The 9775-nt window shown below is 64.6% G+C and carries 11 protein-coding genes; 6 read left to right on the top strand and 5 right to left on the bottom strand.

What is annotated here, in order from left to right; all coding sequences use genetic code 11:
- On the top strand, window positions 1–719 hold a 719-nt coding region (locus B7G66_RS11780), incomplete at its 5' end, for a right-handed parallel beta-helix repeat-containing protein (protein WP_048859215.1).
- A gap of 315 nt (window positions 720–1034) precedes the next feature.
- On the opposite strand, the gene B7G66_RS11775 is transcribed toward B7G66_RS11780, so the two are convergent.
- From B7G66_RS11775 to B7G66_RS11755, 5 genes are all read right to left on the bottom strand, one after another.
- Complete coding sequence (locus B7G66_RS11775) at window positions 1035–1805, bottom strand: lysophospholipid acyltransferase family protein (protein WP_003620933.1); 771 nt, start codon at window positions 1803–1805, stop codon at window positions 1035–1037.
- Between the two features lie 303 nt (window positions 1806–2108).
- On the bottom strand, window positions 2109–2792 hold the full coding sequence (locus B7G66_RS11770) for a YdcF family protein (RefSeq protein ID WP_003620931.1): 684 nt from the start codon (window positions 2790–2792) through the stop codon (window positions 2109–2111).
- Window positions 2771–3775 (bottom strand): cell division protein FtsX, encoded by a 1005-nt coding sequence (locus B7G66_RS11765; protein ID WP_003620929.1) that lies wholly within the window; start codon window positions 3773–3775, stop codon window positions 2771–2773. The genes B7G66_RS11770 and B7G66_RS11765 overlap by 22 nt, the downstream gene beginning before the upstream one ends.
- Before the next feature lie 4 nt (window positions 3776–3779).
- A complete protein-coding gene (locus B7G66_RS11760; protein ID WP_003620927.1) occupies window positions 3780–4445 on the bottom strand; it encodes a cell division ATP-binding protein FtsE in 666 nt (221 codons plus the stop codon).
- Between the two features lie 11 nt (window positions 4446–4456).
- Entirely contained in the window at window positions 4457–4840 is a 384-nt protein-coding gene (locus B7G66_RS11755; protein WP_003620925.1) for a hypothetical protein, read from the bottom strand.
- 143 nt (window positions 4841–4983) lie between these two features.
- Between B7G66_RS11755 and B7G66_RS11750 the strand changes: the two genes are divergently transcribed.
- The 5 genes from B7G66_RS11750 to B7G66_RS11730 all read left to right on the top strand — a co-directional run.
- Window positions 4984–5568 (top strand): chemotaxis protein CheW, encoded by a 585-nt coding sequence (locus tag B7G66_RS11750; RefSeq protein WP_159107963.1) that lies wholly within the window; start codon window positions 4984–4986, stop codon window positions 5566–5568.
- Window positions 5561–7144 carry a CheR family methyltransferase gene (locus B7G66_RS17425; RefSeq protein ID WP_231106218.1) on the top strand — a complete coding sequence of 528 codons (1584 nt, stop codon included), beginning with the start codon at window positions 5561–5563 and terminating at the stop codon, window positions 7142–7144. The genes B7G66_RS11750 and B7G66_RS17425 overlap by 8 nt, the downstream gene beginning before the upstream one ends.
- Window positions 7144–7713: a chemotaxis protein CheW gene (locus B7G66_RS11740; protein ID WP_003620919.1), complete on the top strand. Its 570-nt coding sequence runs from the start codon at window positions 7144–7146 to the stop codon at window positions 7711–7713. Before B7G66_RS17425 ends, B7G66_RS11740 begins: the two co-directional genes overlap by 1 nt.
- A gap of 6 nt (window positions 7714–7719) precedes the next feature.
- On the top strand, window positions 7720–9402 hold the full coding sequence (locus B7G66_RS11735) for a methyl-accepting chemotaxis protein (protein ID WP_003620917.1): 1683 nt from the start codon (window positions 7720–7722) through the stop codon (window positions 9400–9402).
- An 8-nt stretch (window positions 9403–9410) separates the two neighbouring features.
- The coding region (locus B7G66_RS11730; RefSeq protein ID WP_048859214.1) for an Hpt domain-containing protein at window positions 9411–9775 on the top strand (365 nt) is incomplete at its 3' end.

The raw sequence follows: 9775 nt of genomic DNA, 5'->3' as shown, positions 1-9775 counted from the left end.
TCACGGGCTGCACCATTTCAGGCTTTCACAAGGCTGCGGCCATTAGCGTACAGGATGACGGATCGAAAGCGATCCTGTCGGGTACGACCCTCCGCGAGGGCCTGCGCCCAGTATATGGACAGGACAAGGCCATGGTTGCGTTGGCGAAATGTGAACTGATCGGCAGTGCGGAGAAATACCCCCAGGTGACCATGACAACCGGCGCGCAGGTAACGCTGGAGGCCTGCCACCTGCGTGACGGGTTGAGCAATGCCGTATGGGTGAAGGAACAGGGACAGGCCAGTATTACGGGCTGCACCATTTCCGGCTTTCACGAGGCTACGGCCATTCACGCACATGATGACGGATCGAAAGTGATCCTGTCGGGCACGATCCTGCGCGATGGTAAGCAGCAGATTTATGGAGAGACCAAGGCCATGGTCGCATTGACGAAATGTGAACTGATCGGCAGTGCGGAGAAACGCCCCCAGGTAACCATGGCAACCGGCGCGCAGGTGACGCTGGAGGCCTGCCGCCTGCGTGACGGGTTGAGCCATGCGATATGGGTGAAGGAACGGGGGCAGGCCAGCGTCAGGGGCTGCACCATTTCAGGCTTTCACAAGGCTGCGGCCATTTGCGCACAGGATACGGGGTCGCATGTCATCATGTCGGGAACAGCCTTCTCAGATGTAGGCAAGACCCAGTTCGTGCGTGATGGCGGCACGATTTCCAACAGGTAGGCAGGCGGCCGCGTATGCCGTGGCCCGGAAATGATCCGGGCCTGATCGCGTTGGCGTGCGTGGGATCATATTCCGTCCGCAATCTGGCATCCAGACGGGAAAAGCGCGTTTATCCACATGACCGCCATTACAGGGGGCATCTGCCACCATGCTGGTGGACGGGCATATATGACAGGCGTATTACAGCGGATATATCCCAAAAATCCGTTTGAAAAACAGCATTCTGCGTCTTTGGCTTCGGTGCATGGACCCTGCGTCCCGGCTGCATGCGGTGGTATGGGCATGGGCCATGGGGACGAAACCATTGTCGGTTTTCTACGGCTTCGGGGATGTTGCTACGCTGTTTTCAACAGAATTATCCACAGGTGGCGGCGTCAATAACGGCAGGCCGTTGTCGCGTGACAGGGTTTCCCACGCCGTGACGATGGCCGGCAGGATCTGCGCGCGTTTCGTGGTGCAGGCCAGGGGCGGTCCCAGCACGATGTGGATGGTGCCCGGACGTTTGATGAAGGCGTTGCGTCCCCAGCGCAGGCCGGAATCCGTCGCAACCGGAATAACCGCAAGGCCCGAATGCGCGGCCATGGCCGCGATGCCGGGATGCAGTTTCCCGATCCTGCCTGGCGGCATGCGTGTGCCTTCGGGAAAGATGATGATCTGGCGATGGTCGTCGCGCGCCTTGTCCGTCGCCGCCAGCAGCGCACGCAATGCCTTGGCCCCGCCCGCGCGTTCCACCGGGATCATCCCCGTCAGCAGCAACATCGGCCCAACCAGCGGGATGCGCGTCAGTTCGCTTTTCATGACATAGGCAGGGCGTTCCACCAGGTTCATCCATACCAGCGTATCAAGGGCGGATTGGTGCTGGCACGCCAGCAGGCACGGACCATCGGGCAGATGTTCACGCCCGCTGACCACGATGCGGATGCCGCAGATCCGTTGCAGTCCTTTGACCGTCAGCCGCGTCCATGCCTGGGCATAGGACAGCGCGCATGACGGGACGAATATGCGGATGGGCAATGCCACGATCCCCATGACAAGCGTCAGCACAAAGAAATAGACATTGAAGATGCAGGCGCGCACGAACGTCATGTCAGGCGGAATCCCTTGGGGCAGTTTGAAAGGGGCAGTTTGAAAAAGGCGGCCTGGATTCGGACAGGATCTTTGATAAAGATTTTTCAAGACGCTTTGAACGGGCAAGCATTTGGTGGTCCAGAACCTGAAAACCCAGAACCTGAAAACATGGGGTGTTTCATTGGCAGGCCTGTCCAGGATGCCCCATCACATCCTGCGACAAAGGCGCGGCACGGTGACCGCGCCGCCCTGTAACACCAGAAAATCCCCCCCAAGACAAGAAACAAGATAGCCCCGTCCGGTGCCCGGCCTGCCGGGTCATCACGGCGTCACGGCATGGGATGTGGCGGGCCGGATGTCGTCATGATGGATCAGGCCATGCACCGGGCGGGTCCAGCGCGCGGTATCAATACAGGCAAGCAGCCATTTATCATATTCCACCACCAGCAGCCGCCATGTCGCAAGGCGCCGTGGGTGCAGCAGTGCGGGGGGCTGCACCGCAAAGGGATAAAGCGTGACACCCGGCGCCGCGCGGGCAATTTCCATCATGGCGCGACGGATGTGATATCCCGCCGTCACCACAATCAGGGAATGGATGTCCTGCGCGCGCACCCACTGCGCCGTTTCATCCGCATTGCCCAGCGTGGAGGTCGCCTGTCGCCCCAGCGTGGTCCGCAACCAGACCTCCAGCGGCAGGACCCGTGGCGCGCGTGTCAGGAAATCCCCCAGTGTGGCGTGCGGGTCCACGCCGGAGATGAGAAGCCGGCGCGCACGGTGTTGCGCCATCAGTTGCAATGATGCCTCGATCCGTCCCTGTCCCCCCGTCAGGGCAACCGCGCCGTCGCAGGGTGGGGGCATGCGGGGCGGACGGCGGGCATCGCGTACAAACCATGCCAGCCCCGCCGCCCACGACATGATCAGGACACACACGACCCCCAGCGCCAGCGAAACGGCATGGCGGCGTCGCGCGTGCGGTTCCGGTTTCATGGCAGGCGCCGCAGCCATGCCCGCACCGTCATCTGCGTCGTGACCCACCCCAGGACGGCGGCCCCCACCGGCAGCGCCCCCAGCATCGCAAGAAGCGAGGGCGGAAGCACGCCCAGTACCTGTGTCGCGGATGCGGCATTCCATGCGGCGGGTGTGAACACCGACTGCATGTCGGGCATGTCCGCGCCATTGAACGGCGCGGCCAGAAGGCACAGCACGACCAGCACCGGCATGGCCAGGATACTGCCGCATGTCCCGCCCACCAGCGCCAGCGCACCCACCCGCCACGCAAAACGTGCAGCGATATAGCCGTCTGTCGCGCCAAGGGAATGGATCAGGTCGATGGCCCGCCTGCGCGCCTGCAGGCCCGCGCGCGTCGCGGCCATGATGACGATGGCCGACACGGCGATGACGATGAAGATCGCCAGCAGTGCGCAGGTCTGCAGGCTGTCGGCCAGCGCGGCGAGGCGGTCGCTCCATATGCTGTCATGTTCGACCACGATGCCCGGGACGCGCGCCTGCAATGCCTGCATTACGGTATCGGGCAGGTGGCGTGTGTCGCGGGCATGCACCTCGATCACGGCGGGCATGGGCAGGACAAGGTCGCTGCCCTGTTCGATCCATGGGGCAAGCAGGTTGCGCAGTTCGCCATCCGTCAGGCGATGGACCGCCTGCGCATCGGCCCCGGCCGACAGGGTGGCCATCGCGGCCTGTATCCGTGTCGTCCCCGCCGCCATGGCCGCGCCGTTCATGCCTGCGCCATTCATGCCCGTGCCCGGTGCAGGGAGGGCCGGGTCATCGGGCTGTGGCACCTGCACGGTCACGACCGCGCCCGCCCCATGGGTCCAGCGCACCGACAACGCATGCGCCCCGATCCCCCCGGCAAGCGCAAGTGCGGCAAGGAACGCCATCGCCCCGACAAGGAAGGGCAGCAGCCGGTCGGGGATGGCCTGCCGCAGGGCAAGGCCATCGCGGCGGCGCGTGCCGGGCCACAGGGCCATGCGTTCAGCCCTCCTGCACGAGGTAGCCCTGCATCAGTTCGATCGCATGGGCGGGATATTTGCGTACCAGCGCATCGTTATGCGTCGCCACGACAATCGTGGTGCCCAGTTCCGCAAGACGGTGGAACATGGTCATCAGGCGCGTGGCCTGCCGGTCATCAAGTGCATTTGTCGGTTCGTCCGCCAGCAGCAGGGCGGGGCGGTGGATGACGGCGCGCGCAATGGCCACGCGCTGCTGTTCCCCCCCCGAAAGCTGTGGCGGCAGCGCGTCGATGCGCGACCCCAGCCCGACCCATTTCATGATGGCGTTGACCTCATGGCGGATCTCGCTTTCAGGGCGGAGCTGCAGGCGCAGTGGCAACGCCACGTTATCGAACACCGACAGGTCATCCAGCAGCCGGAAATCCTGATAGACCACGCCGATGCGCTGGCGCAGGCGGGCGATCACGCCCCGTCGCGCCTGCATCACCGGCACGCCCAGCACCTCCACCATTCCTGATGACGCACGCGCATCCAGCGCAAGGAGGCGCAGCAGGCTCGACTTGCCCGCGCCCGATGGCCCGAGCAGCCAGCGGAACTCCCCCTGTGATACGGCCACGCTGACATGATTCAGTGCAGCCCCCTTCTGTGCCGAGGGATAGAGGTAGCTGACGTCTTGCAACCGGAACATGGGGCGCCTGTTTACATGCTGCGCGCCGAAACGGCCGACAGTGTCGCGCACAGGGCCGCCGCCGCCATCAGCGCCAGCCCGTCAAAGATGAGCGAGGACGGCGTCAGCAGGTGACTGCCGAGGTTCAGATGGTCGGGAATGGCGTGGGAGACACGCACGATCACATCATGGGCCTGCGGGTCGCCGGCTTCGGATGAGGAACTGACGATCCCCATCAGGTGCGGCAGCGCGCTCCATCCGATGCCCACGATCAGAAGCAGCGGCGCCACCAGTTCGGCAACCTGTTGCACGAAATAAAATGCGAAATAGCACACGGACCACACCGCGACGCGGACGATGTTCACCCATGCAGGACGTCCGGTGGTGGGGGCGGTATTGGAAAAGGGGGTGTCCATTATCAGATATCTCCGGCATGCAGGTGCGATGCGCCGCCCGGCCTGTCGGGAACGCATTCCTGCCCGAGGTAGCGACGGCTTGTGTTAAATGCAAACTTCTGCCTTGTACACATACAACGCGACGCATGGAAACGGATAGCAACGTGCCACGAAACCGGGATATGGGATACGGCCTGCGATCAGGCCACGATGTCCCCGTGCAGGGGGCGGGGATGCGCGCGATGGTTGTCTTTTGCATCGGCGCGCAGGCGCATGCCCTGCCGGTGGGGGATGTGCATGAATGCATTCCCGCCCCGGCATTGTCTGCGTTTGCGCTTGACCTGCCGCACCTGCCGGGATGGTTCTGGCTGGGGAATGCGCGCGTGCCGGTCATCGACCTTGCGGTGCTGATGGGGGTGCGCCCGCCTGCGGTGCTGCATGCTGCGGACCTGCTGTATCGCCCGTTGCTGCTGTGCCGGGATGTGGGGGGGCGATGGGTGGCGTTGCTGGTGGACCGGGTGATGGATGTCATGGAGGTGCGCGCCGATGCGATCCGCCCGGCCGGTATTGATCGCATGGCGGGAGGCTGTATTGTCGGCGAGATTGATCGCGGAGGCGAACCACCCGCTTTCGTGATGGAGATGGATGGCGTGCTGCGGCAGGGCGAACGTCTCAGGCTGGCGCAGCTGATGGCGCGCGAGGAACAGCGCGCAGCGTTATGGACTGCGAATGGGGCGCGCGATGTCTGAGGTCAGCGCCGGGTTGCGACGGGTCATTTCCGTGATTACCGCGCGAACCGGCCTGCATTATTATACCGACAAGCCGGCGTTGCTGGAAAAGATCGTCGCCGCGCGCATGTCGGCCCTGGGATGCCGGGGATATCTCGATTACCTCGAACATCTTGATGACGAGGCGCTGGGCGCTGCCGAATGGCGCGAACTGGAATCCGCCGTCACCATCGGGGAGACCTTCTTCTTCCGCTATGCCGAGCAGTTCCGCGCGCTGGAGGCCACGATCCTGCCTGAACTGCTGGCGCGGCTGCGGGGTGTGCGCGTGTTGCGGATCTGGAGTGTCGGGTGCTCCAACGGGGCGGAACCCTATTCGCTTGCGATCGTGCTGCAACAGTTGCTCGATCGCCGGGGGGAGGACGGGTGGACCATCGAAATCCTGGGCACCGATATCAGCACCCGCGCGCTGGAGCAGGCACGGCAGGCGGAATTCGGCTGGTGGGCGCTGCGTGACCTGACACCGCGCCAGCGCGCGGAATGGTTCGTCCCGGTGGTGGAGGGACGGACATGGCGGCTGAAAGACTGCTACCGGCAGATGGTGCGCTTCCGCCACGCCAATATCATGGACCTGCCGCACGGACGCGGGCCGGCCGGGCCGTTCGACCTTGTGCTGTGCCGCAATGTGCTGATCTATTTCGATCCTGTGCAGGTCGCGCGGCTGGTGCGTGAAATGGCGCAGCGCATGACGGCGGGGGGGTGGATGCTGGTCGGGCATTCCGAACCGATGGAACATTTCGAAAGCTTCATGCAGCCTGTGCGCCTGCCGGGCACAATGGCCTTTCGTGCGCGGGCGGCGGCGGACATGCCGGCGGGTGCCCCCGCGCAACAGCGTCCCATGGCGGCCCTCACGGGTGTTGCAGGCCTTGCAGGGTTCGCGCCGCTGTCATCGCCCATTCCCTGTCGTCCCGTGCGTCCATCGCGTCCTGCACCTTCATTTCCCACCCCCATCTCATCCGGCCCGGCCCGTAATGACCCGGCGGGTGAAGCCGGCAGGGAGGTGGCAGGCAGCAAAGCGCCAGACAGGAAAACGCCAGACAGGGAATTACAAGGCAGGGAATTACCAGACAGGGCATTACAGGACAGGGACGCGGGCAGTCGGGATGCAGGCATCCTGCGCACGATACGCCAGCTTGCCGACGGCGGGGCGCCGCGTCGTGCGGTGGGGATGTGCCGTGAGTACCTGCGCCGCGCGCCCATGGCGGTGGGGGTCTATTTCATGCTGGGCGTCCTGTTGCTGACGCTGGGCGAGCATGAGGGCGCGGTGGAGGGATTCCGCCGCGTGATCTACCTGCGCCGGGGCCATGTGATGGCGCGATGCTATCTCGCGCACCTGCTGGAGGGGACAGGTGCCGCGCAGGAGGCCCGCCGCCTGCGTGCGCAGGCCCGCGAACTGGCGCTGTGCCTGTCGGCGACGCATGTCCTCGAAGGGGGCGGTGGCCTGACGGCGGGGGGGCTGCTGCGGATATTGCAGGACAAGGAAAACCACGATGCGGGGCTGCTGGCCGCATTGCCTGACATCGCATCGGGGCTGGCGTGATGTCGGATCATGCGCATGACGGCGCCGTCCCCCCACCGGATGGCGTGCAGGCCGGGCCGGGGCAGGAGCGTTTCGCACGGCGTATCCTTGCCGAACGCGCCGCCCTGCTTGCCGCGCGGCGCGATGGCGCCGCCGCGCAGCCCTCGCCGGGGCGGCGCATGCTGGTGCTGGATGTGGGGGGGCGCGAATGCTGCATCGACCTCGACGCCGTGCTGCGTGTGACCGACCCGACATGGAGCGACATGCCCCGCCGCGCCGATTGTCCCGCCAGTGTGCGCGGCGTCTATGGCTATCAGGGCGATCTCTATACCGTCTTTGACCTTGCCATGCTGCTTGAGGAGGGGGCGCAGCCTGACCCGGGGGTCATGATCCTGCTGCGTTCGGTGTCCTCTGTGCCGCTTGCGCGCATCGCGCTGCTTGCGGGGAATGCCAGAGGCGTTATGGATATTCCCGCCACCGCACCATCCGTCCTGCCATCTGGCTTTCCCACCGCCGTGCTGCCTGGCGGGCGGCATGTCGTGGTGCTGGACCCGGTCCGTCTTTTTTCCGTCCGCTATTCCGGAGTGTAGCCTGTCGTGACGATTGCAAACCGTCTGTTGTTCGGCTTCATGGTCGGCGTCCTGCTGATGGTCTCGCTTGGCGTCTATGCGCTGGGACAGATCCGTGACGTCCGCGATGAAATGACCATCATCGTTACACGTGACCTTACGGTCTATCGGCAGTTGACGTTGATCCGCGTGGATGAAACCGACCTTGCGGCGCGACGGCTTGCGATTGTCGCGCATTATTACGCGCATGATTACGAAAATGCGCCCGGCGCGCTGGATGACGCCATTTCCGACTGGGATGAACGCGCCCATCAGGCGGACGAACTGCTCAGCAGCGTCACCGCCGGCGCGGACGAGGCGCAGCGCCTGGCCCAGTCCACAGACCAGCGCGACATGTTCGCCACCGTATCGGGGCAGTTGCGTGAAATCGCGCAGCAGGTGCTGGTGGATGAACGCGCGGTCGGCGCGCTGTTCCATGCAATGCGTGCGGGCGACCAGCAGATGGTGCGCGAACAGGTCGGCCGGATCGAAAGCCGGGAGAAAGAGATCGACCAGCTTGTCAGCCAGGCGGCCTCGCTGCTGGACCGTGGGGTGCGCGTTGCGGAAACGCAGGGGGGCGCGTCATATGACTACAGCCGCCGTTCGCTGGCCATCGGGTTGGGGGTTGCGGTCATCGTGGCCCTGATCGTGACGTTCTGGACACGGCGCTCGATCATGGAACCGCTGGCCTCCATCATGCATGTGATGGAACGCGTGGGGCAGGGCGACCTTGCCACCCGTGCGAAGGTGGGCGACATGGGCGAAAATCGTGACGAGGTGGCGCGCCTTGCCGCCGGGCTGAACCGCATGATCGACGGGCTGCGTGAAATCGCACGCCAGAGCGGGGAGGTCACGCGTGATCTGGACGTGGCCGTGGCGGATATCCGCGCCTCCACCCAGCAGCAGGCCGCAAGTGTGGAGGAACAGTTCGCCGCCATCCAGGAAACGGCGGCCACGGTGGACCAGATCACCCATTCCGGCGCACAGATCAGCAAGCGCGCGCGTGAGGTGATCTCCTCCGCCGAGGTGATCGTCCACAGTTCCGCCAGCGGGCTTGAGGCCGTGGAGGAGACGGCCCGCGCGATGGCGCGCACCCATGACGGGGCCGAGGCCGTGGCGTCGAACATCGTCGCACTGTCCGAACGGACCGAAGCGATCAGCGAGATCATCACCACGGTCAACGACCTGTCCGAACGCTCCCACCTGCTTGCGCTCAATGCCGCGATCGAGGCGGCAGCGGCGGGTGAACACGGGCGTTCCTTCGCTGTGGTCGCGGCAGAGATGAAGATCCTTGCAGATCAGTCGCGCGATGCGACGCAGAATGTACGTTCCATCCTTGGTGACATCCAGCGCGGCATCAACACCTCGGTGATGTTGACGGAAGAGGCGGTCAAGCGTGTTTCCGCCGGGCGTGAACGCACCGACATCGCTTATAAGACGATCGAACGCATGACTGGCGGGATTGAGGAAGGTGTCCATGCGTTCCAGCAGATCGTCGCCTCCACCAACCAGCAGCAGCTTGGCATCGAACAGGTCATGACCGCGTTGCAGAGCATCCGCCAGGCCAGCCAGCAGACATCGGGCGGCACGCGCAACCTTGAGGCATCGGCAAGTAATCTTGGCAAGCTGTCGAAGCAGTTGCTGGCGATTTCCGCCCGCTATCGGACCTGACACCGGTTGTGGTCGATCTCAGGCAGGAACTGCTGGCGGTTTTTGACGCGGAATATCGCGACCACCTGCGTGTCATCCGCGGCCTGCTGAATACAGGGTGCGATACCGTCCCTGCGCTGGCGGAGATATTTCGCCGCATGCATTCGCTGAAGGGGGCGGCGCGCGCGGTTGAAATCCCGGCGGTGGAAGATGTGGCCCACGCGGTGGAAAACCGCCTGTCGATGTTGATGGAACGTGGCGGGACGCTTGATGATGCGGATATCGCGGCCATCGCACGCGCGCTGGATGATATCGACGGCATCATGGAAACGCCCCCGCCGTCGCAGCCGCCCATGCCCGACCCATACGGCATGGCGGACGGGGAAGGCCCCGC

This window comes from Novacetimonas hansenii JCM 7643 (genome assembly GCF_000964405.1).
In the GTDB taxonomy this organism is placed as follows: Bacteria; Pseudomonadota; Alphaproteobacteria; order Acetobacterales; family Acetobacteraceae; genus Novacetimonas; species Novacetimonas hansenii.
The sequence above is the reverse complement of the archived record's forward strand: the minus strand, read 5'-3'. Positions and strand labels throughout refer to the sequence as shown.